The organism is Lampropedia cohaerens (assembly GCF_001005215.1).
In the GTDB taxonomy this organism is placed as follows: domain Bacteria; phylum Pseudomonadota; class Gammaproteobacteria; order Burkholderiales; family Burkholderiaceae_C; genus Lampropedia; species Lampropedia cohaerens.
Genome location: NZ_LBNQ01000041.1, coordinates 179,227 through 199,995, shown reverse-complemented (window position 1 = coordinate 199,995; position 20,769 = coordinate 179,227). Strand labels below are relative to the sequence as shown.

Annotated in this window: 14 protein-coding genes; 6 read left to right on the top strand and 8 right to left on the bottom strand. The window is 65.3% G+C overall.

The annotated features are described in order from the left end of the window. Positions 1–558: 558 nt before the first annotated feature. The 4 genes from AAV94_RS14295 to AAV94_RS14285 all read right to left on the bottom strand — a co-directional run bounded on the left by AAV94_RS14295 (position 559) and on the right by AAV94_RS14285 (position 3,394). Positions 559–1,440 (bottom strand): PHP domain-containing protein, encoded by an 882-nt coding sequence (locus tag AAV94_RS14295; protein ID WP_046742855.1) that lies wholly within the window; start codon positions 1,438–1,440, stop codon positions 559–561. Beyond that, positions 1,427–1,891, bottom strand: a complete 465-nt coding sequence (gene ybeY, locus AAV94_RS14290) for an rRNA maturation RNase YbeY (protein ID WP_046742854.1) — start codon at positions 1,889–1,891, stop codon at positions 1,427–1,429. Before ybeY ends, AAV94_RS14295 begins: the two co-directional genes overlap by 14 nt. Continuing rightward, positions 1,888–2,247 (bottom strand): MliC family protein, encoded by a 360-nt coding sequence (locus AAV94_RS15120; protein ID WP_052755076.1) that lies wholly within the window; start codon positions 2,245–2,247, stop codon positions 1,888–1,890. The genes ybeY and AAV94_RS15120 overlap by 4 nt, the downstream gene beginning before the upstream one ends. A 160-nt stretch (positions 2,248–2,407) precedes the next feature. Then, a complete protein-coding gene (locus AAV94_RS14285) occupies positions 2,408–3,394 on the bottom strand; it encodes a PhoH family protein (RefSeq protein ID WP_046742853.1) in 987 nt (328 codons plus the stop codon). A gap of 92 nt (positions 3,395–3,486) precedes the next feature. On the opposite strand from AAV94_RS14285, the gene ruvA reads away from it, so the two are divergent. The 3 genes from ruvA to pbpC all read left to right on the top strand — a co-directional run bounded on the left by ruvA (position 3,487) and on the right by pbpC (position 12,529). Continuing rightward, on the top strand, positions 3,487–4,062 hold the full coding sequence (ruvA, locus tag AAV94_RS14280; RefSeq protein ID WP_046742852.1) for a Holliday junction branch migration protein RuvA: 576 nt from the start codon (positions 3,487–3,489) through the stop codon (positions 4,060–4,062). 167 nt (positions 4,063–4,229) lie between these two features. Next, positions 4,230–10,274, top strand: coding sequence for an alpha-2-macroglobulin family protein (locus AAV94_RS14275; protein WP_046742851.1), 6,045 nt, complete (start codon positions 4,230–4,232; stop codon positions 10,272–10,274). Continuing rightward, on the top strand, positions 10,271–12,529 hold the full coding sequence (gene pbpC, locus AAV94_RS14270; RefSeq protein ID WP_084824955.1) for a penicillin-binding protein 1C: 2,259 nt from the start codon (positions 10,271–10,273) through the stop codon (positions 12,527–12,529). Before AAV94_RS14275 ends, pbpC begins: the two co-directional genes overlap by 4 nt. Before the next feature lie 33 nt (positions 12,530–12,562). On the opposite strand, the gene AAV94_RS14265 is transcribed toward pbpC, so the two are convergent. Together AAV94_RS14265 and alr are read right to left on the bottom strand one after the other, a co-directional pair. Continuing rightward, complete coding sequence (locus AAV94_RS14265) at positions 12,563–12,961, bottom strand: heme-binding protein (RefSeq protein WP_046742850.1); 399 nt, start codon at positions 12,959–12,961, stop codon at positions 12,563–12,565. A 169-nt stretch (positions 12,962–13,130) separates the two neighbouring features. After that, entirely contained in the window at positions 13,131–14,249 is a 1,119-nt protein-coding gene (alr, locus tag AAV94_RS14260) for an alanine racemase (RefSeq protein ID WP_046742849.1), read from the bottom strand. A 237-nt stretch (positions 14,250–14,486) separates the two neighbouring features. Here alr and lplT point away from each other — a divergent pair, with 237 nt between their 5' ends. The 3 genes from lplT (at position 14,487) to AAV94_RS14245 (ending at position 17,553) form a co-directional block, all read left to right on the top strand. After that, positions 14,487–15,797, top strand: coding sequence for a lysophospholipid transporter LplT (gene lplT, locus AAV94_RS14255; RefSeq protein WP_046742848.1), 1,311 nt, complete (start codon positions 14,487–14,489; stop codon positions 15,795–15,797). Positions 15,798–15,804: 7 nt separating this feature from the next. Beyond that, positions 15,805–16,560 (top strand): nucleotidyltransferase family protein, encoded by a 756-nt coding sequence (locus AAV94_RS14250; protein WP_046742847.1) that lies wholly within the window; start codon positions 15,805–15,807, stop codon positions 16,558–16,560. Positions 16,561–16,749: 189 nt separating this feature from the next. Then, positions 16,750–17,553: a tetratricopeptide repeat protein gene (locus AAV94_RS14245; RefSeq protein ID WP_046742846.1), complete on the top strand. Its 804-nt coding sequence runs from the start codon at positions 16,750–16,752 to the stop codon at positions 17,551–17,553. 58 nt (positions 17,554–17,611) lie between these two features. Here the strand turns inward: AAV94_RS14245 and AAV94_RS14240 are convergent, their stop codons facing one another. Together AAV94_RS14240 and AAV94_RS14235 are read right to left on the bottom strand one after the other, a co-directional pair. Beyond that, the gene (locus tag AAV94_RS14240) at positions 17,612–19,273 is read right to left on the bottom strand and encodes a SulP family inorganic anion transporter (RefSeq protein ID WP_046742845.1); all 1,662 of its coding nucleotides are present in this window, start codon (positions 19,271–19,273) and stop codon (positions 17,612–17,614) included. Between the two features lie 220 nt (positions 19,274–19,493). After that, on the bottom strand, positions 19,494–20,732 hold the full coding sequence (locus tag AAV94_RS14235) for a THUMP domain-containing class I SAM-dependent RNA methyltransferase (protein WP_046742901.1): 1,239 nt from the start codon (positions 20,730–20,732) through the stop codon (positions 19,494–19,496). Positions 20,733–20,769: the final 37 nt, after the last annotated feature.

Here is a 20,769-nt window from a genome sequence, read left to right as displayed (position 1 = left end):
CTCTCAACCTCTTCTCGGCCTACACACTTCTTCTTCTGTTTGCATGAGCGTTTGGCATCTCTGCCTTCGCAGCACCCCAAGCACGCTATTCGCACACCCAAAGCACTCTCTTTGCAAGCAAAGCCTCTGTCCAAACGCCCACGCTTATCGGCTGTAATTTGTTAATGAACCGTCTCTTACCAAGCATTCGCCGCGATCAGCGAAGCCCTCTACTATAGCACAATGTTTTCTTCAGTCAAACAAACTTTCGAAAACTTTTTCTAACCTCACCACCTCTTCAGCTCACCAGCCAGAAGCCCTAAACCCCCAACCAGCCGCCTCAGCAGCGAAGCCCTCTACTATAGCACAGCTTTTTGATTCCCACCGCTAACTTCCCTCTCCGTCAGCAGCTTCCTCTCCAAGCCGTCCCCTCAACACCCAAACCAGTTCATCTGGCCTCAGGCGTCGAGAGGGCGTGACTATAGCACTTCCGGGATCGCCCCGCATGAAAAATCCGCGCCTTCTTAATGCTTTTTCGCGGAAACGTCTCCAGGACAGTGGTGGGCGCTGCGCCGCGGTTCACGACCAATGCTGCCACACCGGCAGGATGCCCGGCGGAATGGGCCGCGCGCATCCCACGTCAACCTTGGCCTCCGCGCCGCCATGAAAGTCACTGCCTCCGGAGGCACTCAACCCATGCTTTTTCGCCAGTTGCACAAGACTATCAATATCACCAGGTTGCTCCCAGGAGCCCGAAACGACCTCCAAAGCGTGACCGCCGGCAAAGGCAAACCAGTCAACCAGTGCATGCATCTGCTCTCGCGTGAGGCGATACGCCAGCGGATGCGCCAGCACCGCAACGCCGCCTGCTGCCTTGATGGCAGCAATCGCCGCCTCGCCCTGCGCCCACAGAACGGGAACATCACAGGGCTTGCCGTCACCAAGCAGCCGTTCGAAGGCAATCTGCACACTTGGAAGCTGACCACTGGCTACCAGATAGCGCGCGAAATGGGGCCGTGCCAGCACTTCTGTTGCGCCTGCCTGTTCTCGCGCACCGCTGAGGGCGCCACGAAAGCCCAGACGCGCCAGCCGCCTGTGGATTTCCTGCGCACGGCGCTCTCGTGCTGCGCGATTGGCTGCCAGCAGCGCATGAAGCGCGGCGCAGTCCGTGCGCATGTTCAGTCCGACGATATGGATGGGCGTATCCAGTGCGACTGCCGATATCTCCACGCCGTAAACGTAGCGCATGCCACACAGCGCAGCCTGCGCGGCGGCTTGCGCCTGGCCAGCCAGCGTGTCGTGATCGGTCAGCGCCCACATGGCAGCCCCGTTGGCATGGGCACGCTGCGCCACTGCAGCGGGTGTCAAGAGGCCATCCGAAGCGGTCGAGTGGCTGTGCAGATCAGCGTTGATCGTGCAGCCCCCAGCGCAAGCGGCCGGGGACGGCTCAACGTCCCGCATAGGGATTGTCGAAACCAAGCCCTGCCAGGACTTCGATTTCGCGTGCCTCCATCCGCTCGGCGTCTTCTTCGCCGGTCTCGTGGTCCCACCCCTGTGCGTGCAGGGTTCCATGCACGATCAGATGCGCGTAATGTGCCTGCAGGGAGATACCCAGTTCACGCGCTTCACGCTCGACCACGGGTGCCGTCAGCACCAGATCGGCAACGACGACAGGGCTGATCGCGTAATCGAACGTCAGCACGTTGGTGGCATAGTCGCGATGGCGATAATCGCGATTGAGTGCCAAGCCTTCCTCGGCGTCGACGATGCGCACGGTGATCTCCGCCGGCGCCTGGAGGGCATGCCGGATCCAGCGTGTGACGCGCTGGCGCTGCAAGACATCACGATGGCTCTGCACGCCGTCGAACCGGGCAAACTGCAGCGACAGCGTCAGCGCAGGCAAGCCTTTCATGCGTCACCTCCATCCAACGCCTGCGCGCTGCCTTGCGGAATGCAGTCGCGCAGCACATCCACCTCCTTGGCAATGGCGTCGGCAGCCTGCACCGTCAGATGCCATGCGCGCCCATCCCACAACCAGTGGTACGTCCCCTGCTGCGTCGTGGCCGAAAAGCGTTGGCCCTGCGAGGCTGCAGCCGCCTCCAACACCTGCGTGTGCCCTGCATAACGCAACTCTGCGCGCGCGGCAGCGCTCTGGGCGAGGCCAGTGTAGAGCGCCTGCAGTCGCTGTCCGTTCGCACAGCGGTAGTGCTGCAACATCTGCGCATGCACGGGGGGCGCATCCAGCGGTTGCGTTGCTTCAGCGCGCATTGACTGCGGAGCTGGCAATGGCGGAGGTGGCTGTGTCGCCTCTTGCGGGCTGGCGCAGCCGGCAATGGAAAGGCACACCGCGCTCCATGCGCCTGCAACGCAGCGCCGGCCATTCGCTAGTTGGGATGAGAGAGAAGTCATGTGCCGCATCATCGCTTCCTCAATCGCGCGCCAAGGCGGCGCCAGTGCCTGCTGGGGATGCAGCAGCGCGCGCTCCGGCCTGTACGACTTCATAGGCATCCACGATGCGTGCCACCAACGGGTGGCGCACCACATCACCACTGTCGAAGTGCGTAAAGGCAATGCCCTTGACGGTGCGCAGCACCTGCTTGGCATCTAGCAGACCACTGCGTGCGCCCTTGGGCAGATCGATCTGGCTCACATCCCCGGTAATCACCGCCTTGGCGCCAAAGCCGATACGCGTGAGAAACATTTTCATCTGCTCGGGTGTGGTGTTCTGCGCCTCGTCGAGAATCACGAAGGCGTTGTTGAGGGTACGGCCACGCATGAACGCCAGCGGCGCGATTTCCAGCGCGTTGCGCTCAAACGCTTTCTGCACGCGGTCAAAGCCCATCAGCTCATACAACGCGTCGTAGAGCGGCCGCAGATAGGGGTCGACCTTCTGCGTGAGATCGCCGGGCAGAAACCCCAGGCGTTCGCCCGCCTCCACCGCCGGGCGCGTCAGCACGATGCGCTGCACGGCGTTGCGCTCCAGTGCATCGACGGCGCAGGCCACTGCCAGATAGGTCTTGCCCGTGCCCGCCGGACCAATGCCGAAGGTAATGTCGTGCTCGGCAATCTGGCTGAGGTAAACGCTCTGGTTTGGCGTGCGCGCGCGCAGGTCGCTGCGGCGCGTCGACAGGCGCAGCGCGCCGTCGCCATCTTCGGGCAGCGGCGCATCGCCTGCAAGCATCAACTGCACGTGCTCAGGAGAGATGTCTCGCGGGGCCATTTCGTAGAGCGCTTGCAGCACCTCCATGGCCTTTTGTGCGCCTCGCTTGTCACCTTCGACCTTGAAGGACTCGTGACGGCGCGTAATGGTGGTCTGGGTTGCCGCCTCGATGGTGCGCAGATGCGCTTCCATGGGCCCGACCAGTGCGGCCAGTCGCTGATTGTTAGCGGGGATGAAAGTATGGCGAAGAATCACGAAGCAAGGGCTCCTGCAGACAAACACGGACACAATACGCGCTACCGTTACGGCAGCGCCTGCCGTCATTATTGCAATTTCTCCGCCACACCATGATCGGACGACTCCGCGGCACCCTGGTTGCCAAACACCCCCCCTTGATCGTGATCGACTGCCAGGGCGTGGGCTACGAGGTGCTGGTCTCCATGCACACCTACTACCCCCTGCCTGCGCTGGGTGAGCCTGTCACGCTGTTGACCCATCTGGTCGTGCGCGAGGATGCACACCTGCTCTACGGCTTTGCCACGGACGAGGAGCGGCAGGCGTTTCGCGAGCTCACCAAGGTATCCGGCCTGGGCCCGAAAACGGCGCTGGCAATACTCAGCGGGCTCAGCGTTACCGATCTGGGCGATGCCATCGCGCAGCAGAACGCAGCGCTGCTCACCCGCGTACCGGGCATTGGCAAGAAGACCGCCGAACGCATGTTGCTGGAGCTCAAGGGCAAGATCGGTGCGGACGTTGCAGGCAGCGGCCCCGCCCAGCCGCTGTCGGACGAGCGCAACGATATTCTTCAGGCCCTGTTGGCCCTGGGCTACTCTGAGCGGGAAGCGCAGCTGGCGCTAAAGAAATTGCCGGCGGCAATTCCCGTCAGCGAAGGCATCCGCCTGGCACTGAAGTCGCTGGGATAAGCTGCGCGCGCGGCCTCGCAGCAGCTGCCCTGGCCCACCATGGCAGCAGTTCTCCTGCGCCCAAATTGAAGCACAGCAGCGCTGCCCCCGCATAATGCACCTGTGCGCCGGCAGCCCGCCGAGCGATGGCGCGCGTCCAATGTTTCGGCAGTTGCTGTGGTGCAGATATGGCCATTTTGCGTAACGTCGCTGTCCCCGTCATTGCGGCCGTACTGGCCACGCCCGCACTGGCAGCCAGACTACAAAACATCACGCCAGGCGGCGAGGTCGCCGAACCCGCGCAGGTGGTCGTCACACTGCAGGAGGCCGCAGTGCCACTCGGGCAGGCCGATGCGCCGGCACCCGTGCAGGTGCGTTGCGACAATGACACCGCAGAAGGCACTGGCCGCTGGGTGGATGAGCGCCGCTGGGTCTACGACTTCTCCAGCGCGCTGGTCAGCGGCATTGCGTGCACCGTTACCCCGGATACGCAGTTTCGCGACCTCAACGGCCAGCCACTGGCCCCCTTCACGCATCACTTCAATACTGGCGGCCCACGTGTTGTGGACATTCTTCCCGAGACCTGGGATACAACCGGCATCGACGAACAGCAGTATTTCATCCTGCAGCTAAGCGGCCCGGCCGAGCCTGCTTCGATCCAGGCCCATGCGTGGTGCAGCGCCAGTGACATGGGCGAACGCATTGCCATACAAATGCTGCCCGCTGAGCAGACGCAGGAGATCCTGCGTGTGCAGCGCCCGTACCTGCGTGACGAGGTAGACGCGCAAACGCTGGTCGGGCTTGCCTGCCAGCGCCGCTTCACCCCAGGCAGCAAGGTCCAGCTGGTCTGGGGAGGCGGCATTGCCGCGCCGAATGGCCTGAAAACCTCCGCACCCCAGCAGTTTGAATATACGGTCCGCACGCCGTTCGAGGCCACCTTTTCCTGCCAGCGCGAGCAGGCAAGCAGCGGCTGCATCCCGGTCCTGCCGATGGAGCTGACGTTCTCCGCGCCTGTAGCCATGCAATGGCTGTCGCAGATCATTCTCGCCACCGACCAGCGGCAATGGCACGCAACGGCATTGATCCAGGACCGTTGGGGTTACTCCGTCGAAGAGACCATCACTACCGAGCAATGGCTGGCCGAGCCGGACAAGCACGCCGGCAAGACATTCACCGCTGTCCGCTTCGAAGGCCCGTTCCCGGAGCAGGCCCGCTTCCAGATCACCCTGCCTGAATCCCTGCTCGACGACGCTGGTCGGCCGCTGCACAACACGGCATCGTTTCCGCTGCAGGTTGCCACCGACGCCGCGCCACCGCTGGCGAAGTTCGCCACCGGCGACTTCGCCGTCATCGAACGCTTTGCCGAAGGCTACCGCCAGCAGCCATTGGTGCCGGTGACGCTGCGCGCGGTGGAAACGCCGCTGCCCGTGCGCGTGCTGCGCCTGGACAGCGATGCCGACATCATCGAATGGATGTTCCGCACCGATCGCCTGCGCCCGGGCCAGTACGTCGCGCGCGACGAAGCATTGGAGCTGGGCGTGCCACGGCTGCCCGAGTATCACAACCCAAGCGCCGCCAGCCGCCAGCCGCGTGCGGTCGAAGCGCGCATGCTGTCCTTGCTGGAAGCACAACCCCAGGCACAGACGCTGCAACTGCCTGCGAGCAGTGACAATCCAGACCGCCGAGCCACTGAGGTCGTCGGCATTCCCGTGGAACCTGGATTCCAGGTGCTGGAGATCGCCTCTCCCGTTCTGGGCCAGGCGCTGCTCGACCCCGACTATCGCGGAGGCCGCACCCTGTATGCCCGCACCACTGTGCTGGTCACCAACCTGGCCGTGCACTTCAAGCTTGGCGCAGAGAATGCCATGGCCTGGGTCACAGAGCTGGATTCCGGCCAGCCCGTCGCTGGCGCTGCAGTACAGGTCAACCGCTGTGACGGCAGCATCGTCGCGACGGCTACCACGGATGCGCAAGGCATCGCCCGCTTCGACGATCTGGCTGGAAGGGCTCCTGAATGCAGTCGCGCGGGCATGCGCTACTGGAATCATGGCGCATACATGGTCAGCGCCCGCAGCAAGGACGGCAAGGATCTGGGGCTGGTGTGGACCAACTGGCAACGCGGCATCGAATCCTGGCGCTTCAACGTCCCGACTGACTACCAACTGCGGGCGCACGCACCGGTTGCCCACACGGTGCTGGATCGCACCCTGCTGCGCGCTGGAGAAACCGTCTCGATGAAGCACATCGTGCGCGAGCAAAGCCTGCAAGGCTTTGCCGCACCGGCACCGGAAAGCGCGGCACTGCCTGACACCATGGTCGTGCGCCACCTTGGCAGCGGCCGGGAGTTCGAACAGCCGCTGGCTTGGTCCGCAACCTCCGGCGGCGGCGTACTGGCCACCTCGCAACTGCAGTTGCCGCGCCGCGCGCCACTGGGGCGCTACAGCGTGACGCTGCACGGCGGCGCGCATCGCTATGGCGTGACGACCGCGAGCTTTCGCGTCGAGGAGTTCCGCCTGCCGGTCATGCAGGGCACGCTCGCTCCGATCGGCGAACCAGATGGCGCGGCCGCCGAGGCATTGCCGATGCAACTGCATCTGGGCTATGTCAGCGGCGGGCCGGCCGCAAACTGGCCGGTGCAGGTCTCGGCCATGCTTGAGCCCCACTCCATTCAATTCCCGGACTATGCCGCCTACACATTCGCCGCACCGCGTTTACGAACTGCGGACGGAGACGTCTCAGGTGATGCCGCGCCCGCCCAGCGCCTGCTGCTGGACAAACACCCCCTGAAATTGGATGCCCAAGGCAATGTCACCTTCGAAATCGAGGAACTGAATAGCCAGGCAAACCGCGACGGCGCTGCCGCGCAGCCGCGCAACCTGCGCGTTGAGGCCACCTTCTCCGATCCCAACGGCGAAATGCAGACCCTCACACGCCTGCATACGCTGTGGCCAGCGGATACGCTGGTTGGCTTGTCGACCGATTCCTGGATATCGGTGGACAAGCCGCTGCCCGTACGCACCATCGCGCTCACCCCGTCCGGTCAGCCAGTGGCACAGGCGTCAGTGACAGTGCGCGCCCGTACGCACACCACGCTGACAAGCCGCAAACGCATGGTCGGCGGGTTCTACAAGTACGAACACCACTACGAAAGCAAGGATCTGGGCACCGTCTGCGAGGGGCGCAGCGATGCTTCCGGCCGCTTTGACTGCGTGCTGACGCTGGACGTGCCCGGTGAGGTCGAGCTCATCGCCGAGGTCAGTGACGCACGGCAACGTCGCTTTGCCGCCGCCACCAGCGTCTGGGTGACCCGCAAAGGACAGCTCTGGTTTGACGGCGAAGCGTCCGACCGCATGGACGTGCTGGCCGAAAAACCCAGCTACCAACCCGGCGAGACCGCGCGCTTTCAGGTGCGCATGCCGTATCGCAAAGCCACCGCCCTGGTGGCCGTCGAGCGCGAAGGCATCGTCGAGACCCATGTCGTGGACCTCGCTGGTGACGACCCAAGCTTTACGCTGCGCGTCGACGAGGCATGGAGCCCCAACATCTACGTCAGCGTGCTGGCCCTGCGCGGACGGCTGCGCGAAGTGCCGTGGTATAGCTTCTTTACCTGGGGCTTCCGATCCCCTGTGGTCTGGTGGCGAGCCTGGCGCGCCGATACCGGCGAGGACGCACCACCGCCCACTGCCATGGTGGATCTGAGCAAGCCCAGCTACCGTTTTGGGGTAGCGGCCATCCGCGTGGGCCACGAAGGGCACCGCTTGCACGTGCGCGTGACCCCGGACAAGCCCCGCTACGCCACGGGTGAAACGGCCTCGCTGACCATCCAGGCCACCTTGCCAGACGGATCGCCCGCCGCCCATGGCGAAGTGGCCTTGGCGGTGGTCGATCAGGCATTGCTGGAGCTGGCCCCCAACCCCAGCTGGGACCTGCTCGCAGCCATGATGCAGACACGCAGCTGGGCCGTGCAGACCAGCACGGCGCAAATGGAAGTCGTAGGGCGGCGCCACTACGGCCGCAAGGCTGCACCGGCAGGCGGCGGTGGCGGCAGCAGTGGCGACGGGGCCACGCGTGAATTGTTCGACACCCTGCTTGCCTGGCTGCCGCGTGTGCCACTGGATGCCCAGGGCCGCGCCACTGTGCAGATCCCCATCAACGACAGCATCACGACCTTCCTGGCCACGGCTGTGGCCGAAGCGGGTGTGCAGTATTTCGGCACCGGCAGCACCGCGCTGGTCGTCGCGCAAGATCTGCAGATCATCAGCGGCCTGCCGCCGGTGGTACGCGAAGGCGACGACTACGACGCCCGCTTCACGCTGCGCAACGCCAGCGATGCGGACCTGACCGTCGAGGTCAGCGCCAGCCATGGCGAACAGCCGCTGCCACCTCAGCGCGTCACCATCGCCGCAGGCACCGCGGAGACCCTACACTGGCGCGTGACCACCCCGTCACTGCCATTGGACATGCCGCAAGCCAACCAGCCCTGGCGCCTGCAGGCCCGCGCAACTGCCGCAGACGGCTCGGCACTGCAAGCCGATGCTCCGGCTGATCGTGTGGCACTCACCCAGACGATCGTGCCGAGCACTCCGGTCACCGTGCGTCAGGCCAGCCTGCGCCAGATTGCCGGACCGATTGCCGTGCAAGTCGGCATGCCGGCTGGTGCCATCGAGGGTCGCGGCGGCGTTCGCGTCGAGGCGCAGGCATCCCTGGCCGGCGATCTGATGCCAGGCCTGCAGCGCTGGTGGCGCTGGTATCCCTACGCCTGCATCGAACAGCGCCACGGCAAGGCCATCGGGCTGATGAACCTGGCCGCCATGGAGGGTGTGCTGGCCGACCTGCCCGATTACCTCGACGATGACGGGCTGGCCGCCTACTTCCCGCCCCGGCGTCCGGATAGTGGCAACATTTACCTGACCGCACACCTGCTGGCCGTCGACGCCGTGCTCGGCACGCTGGGTGAAGAAGGCATGCGCATGGACGAAGCCACCCGCCAGCGCATGCTCAACGCACTCACGCGCGTCGTCGAGGGTCGGCTGGATCGCCCCACGCAAGCGCCCAGACAGGACCGCACCGTCACGCAGCTGATGCTGATCGCCGCGCTGGCCGGTCATGGCGTGGCATCTCCAAGCATGCTGGAGCCGTTGACCATCGCGCCCCAGCGCCTGCCTACCCACGCGTTGCTGGACTGGCTGAGCATCCTCAAGCAAATGCCGCAGCTTCCCGGCCATGCCGAGAAACTCACCGCCGTCGAGCAGCAGCTGCACAGCCGCATCCTGCAGACCGGCGCGCAGGTGCTGTTCACCACCGAACGCAACGACGACTGGTGGTGGATGATGCAAAACGGTGATAGCAACGCCGCCCGGCTGGTACTCCTGACCGCCGATCTGCCGGGCTGGCAGCAGGACATCGGCAATCTGGCCAGCGGTCTGCTGGCGCGCCAGCGTGACGGCGCCTGGAGCACCACCACTGCCAATGTCTGGGGCCAGCTGGCGATCCGCCGGTTTGCCCAGCTGCATGAGCGCGAACCGGTAAGCGGCAGCCTGCAGGCGCAGCTGGGCGCTGCGCAGCAGACGCGCGCATGGCCATCGCAGCAGGAACAAGCAGGCGGCAGCGTCAGCAGCCCCACCAACACCAGCACCGAGCGATTGCAGATGGATTTTGCCTGGCCCGACGCCATTGCCAGAGTGGGTGACCCCGACAACGCCTCGCGCCTGCGCATCACGCAACAGGGCAGCGGAAAGCCCTGGGTGACCATCTCCGCACTGGCGGCCGTGCCGCTGACGCAGCCGGTTTCTTCCGGCCTGCGCGTCGAAAAGACCATCACACCACTCGTGCAGGCGCAGCCCGGGCAGTGGCAGGCCGGGGACATTTACCGCGTCAACCTCGTGATTCACAGTCAGGGCGAAGCCGGCCTGTCGGCGCTGTCCGACCCGATTCCGGCCGGCAGCACCATCCTTGGCAGCGGCCTGGGACGCGACTCGGCCATCGCCACGGCGGACGACGCCAGTCGCCGCGATTGGAGCGTTGCCTGGGAAGAGCGCAAGATGGACATGATGCGCGTGTACTTCGACTACCTCCGTCAGGGCCAGACGCGCTACAGCTACACCGTGCGACTCAACCAGCCTGGCACGTTCACCCTTCCACCCACGCGGGTGGAAGCGTTGTACATGCAGCAGGTCTTTGGCGAGGTGCCCAACCCCGTCTTCAACATTGGCGCCCTGCCCGCCACCCCATGAACTCGCTGCGCACCTGGCTGTATCGGCGCGCTGCCTGCGTGGCCACCGCGCTGCTGCTGGCCGTGCCGCAGCTTGTGGCGGCGCAGGAATTTCCGTCGTTCGAGCAGGTCAAGCGGGACTTTCATGCGTCCGATGCCTGGCTGCTGGACAGAAATGGGCAGCGCATTCAGCGCGTGCGCACCGACTTCACCGCCCGCCGCGGCGCCTGGACACCGCTGGCGGACACCTCACCCGCGCTGCTGCACGCCATCTTGCTCACCGAGGACCGGCGCTTTTATGCGCACAGCGGCGTCGACTGGAGCGCCGTGGGCGCTGCCGCATGGTCCAATCTCTGGAACACCCGCACCCGGGGCGCTTCGACCATCACCATGCAGCTGGCCGGACTGCTCAATGACGCACTGCGCGCCCGTCCGGGTGGTCGCAGCTGGGGCCAGAAATGGCGCCAGCTCTGGTCAGCGCGCACGCTGGAGCAGGAATGGCGCAAGGACGAAGTGCTGGAGGCCTATCTCAACCTCGTGCCATTCAGAGGGGAATTGATCGGCATTGACGCCATGGCGCGCAGCCTGTTCGGCAAGGCGCCACGTGGCCTGGACCAGCGCGAGTCCGCGCTCGCCGCCGCACTGCTGCGCGCGCCCAATGCCACGGCTGAGCGCGTGGCCGAGCGCGCCTGCCTGATCCTGCAGCAGGCAAGCTCTCCCTGGGGAGCGGACTGCAAGGCATTGCAGCTGTACACCGAGGCGGCACTGCGCAATCGCCACTATGCGGCCATGGAAGGGCCTGCCCCCCATTTCGCCCGCCAGATCCTGGCCCAGCTGCGAGAGCAGGCGCCGCAGGCCCAGCTGCCGAGAACCATCGCCAGCACGCTGGATCTGGGCCTGCAACGCCACGCCGTACGCGTGCTGCGCGAGCACCTCGCAGCCCTGCAGGGCCAGAACGTGCAGGATGGCGCAGTACTTGTGCTCGACAACGCCAGTGGCAATGTGCTGGCATGGGTGGGCTCCTCCGGCGCCACGCTGAGCCAGGCCAGCGAAGTGGATGCCGTCGTGGCGCTGCGCCAGCCAGGCTCAACGCTCAAGCCATTTCTCTACGCGCAGGCGATCGCCGAACGGCGCCTGACCGCAGCGTCCCTGCTCGACGACTCGCCTGCGCGCATCCCGACCGAGTACGGCATCTACGCACCGGAGAACTACGATCTGGGCTACAAGGGGTGGGTATCGGTACGACAGGCGCTGGGCAGCTCGCTCAACATCCCGGCGGTGCGCGCGCTGCGCATGGTCTCGCCGGAGGCCTTTTCGCAGCAGCTGCGCGCGCTGGGATTTGAGCTGCCGGAGCCTTCCGGCTTCTACGGCTACAGCCTCGCGCTCGGCGGGGTGGATGTGACGCTGCTGCAGCTGACCAACGCCTACCGCACGCTGGCCAACGGCGGAGCGCTCCACCCGGTGCGCCTACTGCAAGCGGACGGCAGCGACCGTCCCGCCGCGACCGCCCAGGCGCTGGACGCACAGGCCGCCTTCATCGTCACCGACATCCTGGCCGATCGCCACGCGCGCATGCTGACCTTTGGCACCGACAGCGCGCTGGCCACGCGCTTCTGGAGCGCCGTCAAGACCGGCACCAGCAAGGACATGCGTGACAACTGGACCGTCGGCTTCACCGCACACCACACCATTGGCGTGTGGGTCGGCAACGCCGATGGCAGTCCCATGCAGGATGTCAGCGGCATCTCGGGTGCTGCGCCCGTATGGGCCAGTGTGGCCGCCTACGTCAACCGCCTTCGGCCCAGCCAGGCACCGACACCACCGCAAGAGCTGGAACGCCGTGTCGTGACCTATGCTCCCCTCCAACCCGATGGCACCACGTCAGCGCTGGTGGAAAGCGCACGCTACGAATGGTTTCTGCCTGGCACCGCCCAGGATGCATTCGCGCTGGCGCCCTCTGCCATGGATGCGCCTGCTGACGGCGCCATGACCGCGCGCATCCTCGAGCCGAGCGATTCCACCATCATCGCACTGGATCCGGATATTCCACCTGCCAATCAGTTGGTGCGAGTGCGCACCAGCGATGCCGGAATCACCTGGCACGTCAACGGCCAGCCCGTGCACGGACTGCACAATCCCCGCCAATGGTACTGGGCGCCCACGCCCGGCCGACACCGCTTCGAGCTGCGCAGCCCCCGGGACGATGCCGTACTCGACAGCATCCAGATCGAAGTGCGCGGCGCGCAATGGCAAGAAGGCCGCACGGCCACCCGATGAGTGGCCGCGCAGCCAGACATGCAAAGACCGTGATTACAGCACCGCGATACCAGCCTTGGCGATCTGCGCATCCTGATCGGCCTTGACGCCCGAGACGCCAACGGCGCCAACGGTTTGCCCGTCCACAACGACCGGCACGCCGCCTTCGAGCAAACCTTGCACAGGGGCACTCAGAAACGCGGTGCGGCCCTGATTGATCATGTCCTCGTAACCCTTGGTCTCCCGGCGACCCAGCGCCGCAGAGCGCGCCTTCTCCACCGCGATGTGCGCACCGATGGGGGCACAGCCGTCCAGGCGGCGCAGCGCCAGCAGATGGCCGCCGTCGTCAACGATGGCAATCGTCACGGCCCACTGGTTGGACTGGGCTTCGGCCACGGCGGCCTCCAGCACGCGTTGGACATCAGCAGCTTCGAGCACGGCTTTGGTTTTCATGGGTTGACTCCTGGGGAAAGATGAATGAAAGCGGAAGACCTGTGCGCAAGACAAGCCTTCCCAAATCCAGCGTCAGGCGATGGTAGCGGCTTCTGCCGCCGCCGCGGCGCCAGAGGGGCGATTTTCGGAGGCTGTCTGCAATCTTTTTCTCATGCGCCGCGCCAGTGCATCAGCACTCCTGGCCAAAGGGCACGCGCGCAGCAACGGCACACATCAACTCGTAGCCGACGGTCTGTCCATGCGCGGCCACCTCATCGATCGGCAACGCCGCAGCGCCGTGTGCGGCACTGGCCAGGCCCCACAGCACCACCTCGCTGCCAAACCCACTGGCCTTGCCCGCTGCGCGTGGCGCCGTAAGGTCCACCGCCAGCATGTCCATGCTGATGCGCCCGACCGTGCGGCTGCGCACGCCGTCGATCAGCACAGGCGTGCCGGTATCGCAGATGCGCGGGTAGCCATCCGCATAGCCGCAGGCCACCACGCCGATGTGCATGGGCGCATCGGCAACGAACCGCGAGCCATAGCCGACGGCATCGCCCGGCTGCAGCGCCTGCACGCCGATGATGCGGCTGCGCAGGCTCATGGTCGGGCGCAGGTTCCAAGTGCCAATGTCCGCATCCGGGTAGTTGGGCGAGCTGCCATAGAGGGCAATGCCGGCGCGTACCCAGTCCTGATGCACGCGCGCGTCGGCGCCAAAGCGCAGGCTCGCGGCACTGTTGCTGATGCAGCGCTCGCCAGGCAGGCCTTGCGTGGCCTGCTCGAATGTTGCCAGCTGCGCCGCAACGCCGGCTGGGCCGTCGGCGTCGCTGAAGTGCATCATCAAGGAGATTTCGTCAACCTGCGGCAGCGCATTCAGCCTAGCCCAGGCTGCGCGGTAACTCTGCGGCTTGAAGCCCAGCCGGTTCATGCCGCCATTGAGCTTGAGAAAGACACGATGCGGTGCATGCGTCTTGTGCGCAGCCAGCATGTCGATCTGCTGCTCGCAATGCACGGCATGCCACAGGCCAAGGCGTGAGCACACTTCCAGATCGCGCGGCTCAAACACCCCTTCGAGCAGCAGGATCGGGCCGCGCCAGCCCAGCGCCCGCAGGCGCTCGGCCTCATCCAGATCCAGCAGGGCGAACCCGTCAGCAGCACGTAAGGCGTCGTAGACGCGCTCGATGCCGTGACCATAGGCGTTGGCCTTGACGACCGCCCATACCTTGGCATCGCCGACGTGATGACGAACCTGCTGCAGGTTGTGCCGCAGCGCATTGGAGTGGATGAAAGCTTGAATGGGTCTGGGCATGGCAATCGAAATGATTGGCCGCTGACAGGAGCAAAAAGCGCTGATGCAGTGGGGCGAGAAAGCAGTAGCACGCTGTGCCAAAGCGGTATTGTGGCACTGCCTTCACGCCCGCATGCTATAACGCGTGGTTCGTCGCACAGCGCCCGGGGGTGGATGCCTACCCGGTGCCGGCCGCGCGCCGCGCAGCGGCGTCCCCATTACCATCAGGCGACCTTGCCGCTCCTGCCTCCCGATCGCATGAAGCCCGGTTTTTCCACCATCATGTCGGCGCAGTTCTTCAGCTCGCTGGCCGACAATGCGCTGTTCGTCGTCGCCGTCGAGGCGCTGCGCCGCAGCGCCGCGCCGCAGTGGGAAAGTGCTGCGCTGGTGCCCATGTTCGCGCTGTTCTATGTGCTGCTGGCGCCATTCGTGGGCGCGTTTGCCGATGCGCAGCCCAAGGGCCGCGTCATGTTCTTCAGCAATGCCATCAAGGCCGCGGGATGCGTGATGATGCTGGCCGGTTGCCACCCCCTGCTGGCTTACGTTGTCGTCGGTCTGGGCGCAGCGGCGTACTCGCCTGCCAAGTACGGCATCCTCACCGAATTGCTGCCGCCTTCGCTGCTGGTCAAAGCCAATGGGTGGATCGAAGGGCTCACGATTGCCTCCATCATTCTGGGAGTGGTGCTGGGCGGCGTGCTGGTCAGTGACGCGGTGTTCGACTGGGTACACGCGCTCAGGCTGGTCGGTCACACCGGCTTTTTCAGCACCCCCATTCAGGCACCACTGGCGTGCATCATTGCCATCTACGCGCTGGCGGCGTTGATCAATTGCTTCATTCCACGCACGACCGCGACGCGGCAGCCAATGTGGCACGGCTCCAATCTCGGCTTTGTCGGCAGCCTGCGTGCGATGACGCAGGATTTCGCCAAATCCAACCGTCAGCTCTGGAACGATCGGCTGGGACAGATCTCGCTGGCGACCACCACTCTGTTCTGGGGGGCTTCCGGCAACCTGCGCTACATCGTGCTGGCCTGGAGTGGTGCAGTACTGGGGCTGACCACCAGTCAGGCTTCGGCGCTGCTCGGTGTGGTGGCCGTAGGCACGGCTGTAGGCGCCGTGTTGGCCACCCTGCGCGTGAAACTGCAGCGCGCCACTTCGGTACTGCCGCTGGGCGCCCTGATGGGCCTGGCCGCCATCGGCCTGCACTGGGTGGACCAGCTGCCAGTTGCCATGACCGTCTTCATCGTGGTCGGATTCCTGGGTGGCTACATGGTGGTACCAATGAATGCCCTGCTGCAACACCGCGGACACACGCTGATGGGCGCAGGCCGCTCGATTGCGGTACAGAACTTCAATGAACAGGCCTGCATCCTGCTGCTCGGTCTGCTCTACGTGTTGGCCACCAAGTTCGGCATGGGCGCGCAGGCGGCGCTGACCGCATTCGGCGTACTGGTGCTGGGCGTGACGCTTTTGATCATGGCCTGGCACCGCCGCAACATTCGCACGCATGGCAGGACGCTGGCCCGCCTGCTCAAGCTGATCCGGCAGGACCATCACCGCCAGGATTGAGGCCGCCATGTCCACCATCTCCCGCAAGGCTCAGGCCATGATTCTTGCCGCTGGCCGCGGCCAGCGCATGCGGCCGCTGACCGACCACACGCCCAAGCCGTTGCTGCCGGTGCGCGGCCAGCCGCTGATTACCTGGCACCTGGCGGCCATGGCCCGCGCTGGCCTGCAGCGCGTCGTCATCAACACCGGCTGGCTGGGGGCGCAAATCCCCGCAGCGCTGGGCAGCACCTATTCCTGCGCCGACTGCTCCGCAGCGTTGGCCATCCACTACTCGCGCGAGGATCTGGACTTTGGCAACGGCATCGAGACGGCGGGCGGCATTGCGCGCGCCCTGCCGTTGCTGGAGGAGGCCTTCTGGCTGGTCGCCGGTGACGTCCATGCCCCCACATTTGTCTTTGACGAGAAACTGCGCGCACGCTTCAAGGCTTCGGCCACACTGGCGCACATCTGGCTGGTGCCCAACCCGCCCCACCACCCCAGTGGCGACTTCTGTCTGGCCGACGGATTGGCTCGCCCCAAACCTACCAGCGTCCGAGACCCTGCCGCGCTCACCACCTATACGTACAGTACGCTTGCGTTGCTCAAGTCCGAGCTGTTCACCCAGCCCTGGTGCGACCTGCCAGCTGGCAACCCGCAAGGACAGTCTGCGCCGCTAGGGCCACTGCTGTTGAGGGCGGCGGCAGCCGGCAGGGTTGCGGCAAGCCTCTTTACGGATCCATGGACGGACGTGGGTACGCCCCAGCGGTTGGCCGCATTGCAGTGACTGGCGGCCTACCGATGCCCGCTGCAGGCCAGCAACCAACCACAGTGATTGTCAATTGGTAACGACTTCAGACACCCGACCAACTACCAAGCCTGTGACATTCGATTAGTATTGATGCGATATCCGGCGCACCGACCGTCGAGGGCATGCAGCTCTCGCACCGCGACGCATCAATGAGGCCAATCACCCATGTGGGATCGAATCAAGCAACTCTGGCAAAAGAAAAAGCACAAGCCGACCCTGTCGCTGTCGGAGGCGCAGCAGTTTGCCTTGCTGGACTCCGCCAGTCAGGCCTTGCAGCAAGGCCATTACGAGCAAGCCGAGCGCGCGGCCAGTCAGCTGGTTGACTCGCAGGTGCCCGCCATCGCCACCGATGCCATGCGCACACTCGGGCTGGTGTATTTCCGTCAGCAAAAATACGCGCAGGCTTGGCCGGTCTTCGAGCAACTGGCACTGCGCACCGACACCATCAGTGACTGGTTCAACGTCGTCTCATCGGCCACACTGGCCGGAGAGCTGCAACGCGGCAGTGCCGCGTTCGAGCGCGCCGTCAAGGCCCACGACGCCAGCACCGAGACTCCCGCGCTGAGCATTGCCAGCATGCACCACTACTATGCCTGTGCGCTGCGCGACCGTGGCGAGCACGCCATGGCCTTTGAGCATGTGCAGGTGCTGCGTGCGCTCTATGAAAAACTGCCGCAGACCGATGCGCGCCTGCTGGAGCTGCGGGGCTTCCCACGGCTGGATGCCGTGCTGGAAATGATGACGGATGTGCTGGCACATTCGGGCGACATCCCCGAGGCCGAAAGCTGGCTGCGCGATTTCGGCAGCCAGCTGCGCGGCCAGGCCCATAGCGACATTGAGACGGCCATCCAACGCCTGCATCACCTTGCGGCGCAGTTGCATGGCCCAACGCCTGACGCCCCCCCGACTCCTCCCCGCCACGCTGGTGGCGCGCCGCGTGTGCAGGACAACGACCCGCGACTCGACTGATACCGCGTTAGCCAGCACGCGGTGCAGAAATGTCCGCCTGGCCGCGCATGAGGGCGGCCTAGCTGGCGCGCTTGTCGGACGTTGCCATCGTGGCCAATCGCCCTGCATGCCGCAATGCCGCAGCCAGTGAGCCATGCACGTTGCTGCGGCCCAATCGTTCAATCAGCCCCATGCGCAGCATCTTGCGCAGCACGTTGCGCTGCGGCTCGGCCAGCAATACGGCAATGCCACGACGCTGCGCCCAGGCAATTGTGTCGCCCAGCGCCTGCAGCCCGGTGGCATCAATGAATGGCACCTGCGCCAGCCGAATGACGAGCACGCGCACATCCGCGTCGGTGGCATGCAGCGACTGCTCGATACTGTCGGCAGCCCCAAAGAAAAATGGCCCTTCGACCCGGTAGACGTACACCCCTTGCAGCGCCTCGGCCGTGCCGGGCTGTTCTAGCGCGGCAGGCGCCTCGCGATGAACCCGCACGCTATCGGTCATGCGCTTGAGAAAGTGCAGCATGGCCAGCACGACACCGATGTTCACGGCCACCACCAGATCCGCAAACACCGTCAGCAACAGCGTGACCACGAGAATGAAAATATCTGCAGGCGGGGCACGACGCACCATCCGCAGCAAGTGCGGCACATCGCTCATATTCCAGGCCACGACGAATAGCACCGCCGCCAGCGTCGTCAGCGGGATGTTGGAAGCCAGCGGCGCCAGCGCCACAATGATCAGCACCAGCGTCAACGCATGCACGATGCCCGCAAGCGGGCTGGTTCCCCCATTGCGCACATTCGTGGCCGTGCGCGCTATCGCACCGGTAGCCGCAAAGCCACCAAACAGCGGCGCGGCGATGTTGGCGATGCCCTGACCGATCAATTCCTGGCTGGAGTTGTGGCGCGTGTCCGCCATGCGGTCGGCGACCACCGCCGAGAGCAGCGATTCGATTGCCCCGAGCATCGCAATGGCAAAGGCCGGGCCGATCAGTTCCACCAAGCGCGACAGCGTCACTTCCGGCAGCTGCAGCGGCGGCAGGCCACGCGGGATCTCCCCATAGGTGCTGCCGATCGTAGCCACCGAGGAGAAGCCGAAAATGGACTGCAGCAGCGTCACCAGCACCAGTGCCACCAGCGGGCCGGGCACGCGCCGCAAGGCATGAACGCGCGGCGTGCCAATGATCAACGCCAGCGACAGCAATCCCAGCAGCGTGGTCGGCAGGTCCAGGCGCGGCAGCATCTGCAGCTGCGCCCAGAGCTTGTGGTGAAAGTGCCCACCCGGCACCTCGGGCAGCCCGAAGAAATAACTCCATTGGCCGACCCAGATGATGATACCGATGCCGGCAGTAAAGCCAACGATGACAGGCGCCGGAATGAACTTGATGATCGCACCGGTGCGGCTGACGCCCAACAACAGCAGGATCACACCCGCCATCAGCGTGGCGATCTGCAGCCCGTCAATGCCATAGCGCGCAACGATGTCCGCCAGGATGACGATGAAGGCACCGGTCGGCCCCGCGATCTGCAGGCGGCTGCCCCCGAACACCGAAACCGCGATGCCCGCGACGATGGAGGTGTAGATGCCCTGCTCCGGCTTGGCCCCCGAAGCGATGGCAAACGCCATCGCCAGCGGCAACGCCACCACCCCCACAATCACGCCCGCGATGATGTTGGGCAACCAGTGCTGGCGGGCCCACAAACCCGCCCGGTACGATTCAACCAGCGCAATCATGACAGCTCTCTCGTATGCAGCTGCCGGCACGGCGGTCACCGCTCACTCGCGGAACGCACGCGTACGTGCACCCGCAGCCTGACGCGCACGCACGTCCGGCCACTGGCGGCACACCGGCCAGCGAAACAAAGCCGCCATTGTGCGCCTGCACTAGCGTTTGCGCGAGCCCCACGCCGCCGTTCCACGATGTTAGGGGTGCGCCATGCCATGCGCCAACGGATTATGGCCCCGGTGTGCGGCGCGCCTGCAGGTCGAAACGGAACAAGCGGCAATCGATCGGTCCGTTCCACATCGGCACGCGACGCGATTCCTTCAGGCGCAGCTTGCCGGGCAATTTCATGTCGGGCGTGAGCAACCAGGCCGTCCAGCCCGCGTAGTGGCTCTTCCAGTGCGCGGCCAGTTCGGCAAAGAACTCCGCGCCATCGCCCCCTTCGGAGAACTCTCTGGAGGAGAAGCCGACACTGCGTCGGGCCTGCAGGTTGCGCCCGGCCTGGCCGGCTGCCTCGATGCGGCTGCCGTACGGTGGATTCATCACGATCACGCCGGGCGTACTGCTGGGCGGCATGCGCTGCAGTGCATCGCCACCGCGCAGCTGCACCGCATGTGCAACGCCCGCGCGCTCTGCATTGCGGCGGGCGAAGTCCACCATGCGGTGCGCAACGTCGCTGCCGAACACGGGGGCCAGCGGTGCGTGCTCACCAGCGCTGGCCTCCTCCCGCAACTGCCGCCAACGCATGGCATCAAACCCCAGCAAATGCTCGAACGCAAAGCGTCGCCTGGCACCCGCAGCAACGCCGCAGGCGATCTGCGCCGCCTCAATGACAATGGTGCCGCTGCCGCAGCACGGGTCATACAAAGGCACAGGCGCTCCCTCGGCCGGATTCCAGCCGGCGGCGGCAATCATGGTCGCGGCCAGCGTTTCCTTCAGCGGAGCATCGCCCTTGTCCTCGCGCCAGCCGCGCTTGAACAGTGGCTCCCCGCTGGTATCCAGCGACAGGTAGGCCACTTCGGCATCCAGGTGCAGGTAAATGCGCACGTGCGGACGGGCAGTATCGACGCTGGGACGGCTGCCCTGCAGCGCACGAAAACGGTCGGCAATCGCATCCTTGACGCGCAAGGCAGCGAAGTTCAGGCTCTTGAGGGGGCTGTGGCTGGCGGTAACTTCCACCTTGAAGGTCTGCCTTGGCGTGAACCACTGCTGCCACGCAATGTCGGACGCGAACGCATAGAGGTCATCCTCACTGCGGTAGGGCCGCTCGGCCAGCGCCACCAGCACGCGTTGCGCCATACGGCTGTGCAGATTCAGCCACATGATCTGCACCAGCAGCGCATCCATATCGGACACCTGCAGCCGCACGCCCCCACGCTGGGACAGGACAGCCTGTTGTGGCACGCCGGTAATGCGCTGGGTTTCCGAGGCCACGAACGGCTCGGTCTGCGCCGCGCAGGGCAGAAACAGATGGGGGTAGTGTCGCTGGCCGGAATGGCCGGTGGAA

Bases quoted from the DNA above. Each gene is read 5' to 3' on its own strand.
- AAV94_RS14295 (WP_046742855.1), bottom strand. From the start codon at position 1,440: ATGCGGGACGTTGAGCCGTCCCCGGCCGCTTGCGCTGGGGGCTGCACG.
- ybeY (WP_046742854.1), bottom strand. From the start codon at position 1,891: ATGAAAGGCTTGCCTGCGCTGACGCTGTCGCTGCAGTTTGCCCGGTTC.
- AAV94_RS15120 (WP_052755076.1), bottom strand. From the start codon at position 2,247: ATGCGCGCTGAAGCAACGCAACCGCTGGATGCGCCCCCCGTGCATGCG.
- ruvA (WP_046742852.1), top strand. From the start codon at position 3,487: ATGATCGGACGACTCCGCGGCACCCTGGTTGCCAAACACCCCCCCTTG.
- AAV94_RS14275 (WP_046742851.1), top strand. From the start codon at position 4,230: ATGGCCATTTTGCGTAACGTCGCTGTCCCCGTCATTGCGGCCGTACTG.
- pbpC (WP_084824955.1), top strand. From the start codon at position 10,271: ATGAACTCGCTGCGCACCTGGCTGTATCGGCGCGCTGCCTGCGTGGCC.
- AAV94_RS14265 (WP_046742850.1), bottom strand. From the start codon at position 12,961: ATGAAAACCAAAGCCGTGCTCGAAGCTGCTGATGTCCAACGCGTGCTG.
- alr (WP_046742849.1), bottom strand. From the start codon at position 14,249: ATGCCCAGACCCATTCAAGCTTTCATCCACTCCAATGCGCTGCGGCAC.
- lplT (WP_046742848.1), top strand. From the start codon at position 14,487: ATGAAGCCCGGTTTTTCCACCATCATGTCGGCGCAGTTCTTCAGCTCG.
- AAV94_RS14250 (WP_046742847.1), top strand. From the start codon at position 15,805: ATGTCCACCATCTCCCGCAAGGCTCAGGCCATGATTCTTGCCGCTGGC.
- AAV94_RS14245 (WP_046742846.1), top strand. From the start codon at position 16,750: ATGTGGGATCGAATCAAGCAACTCTGGCAAAAGAAAAAGCACAAGCCG.
- AAV94_RS14240 (WP_046742845.1), bottom strand. From the start codon at position 19,273: ATGATTGCGCTGGTTGAATCGTACCGGGCGGGTTTGTGGGCCCGCCAG.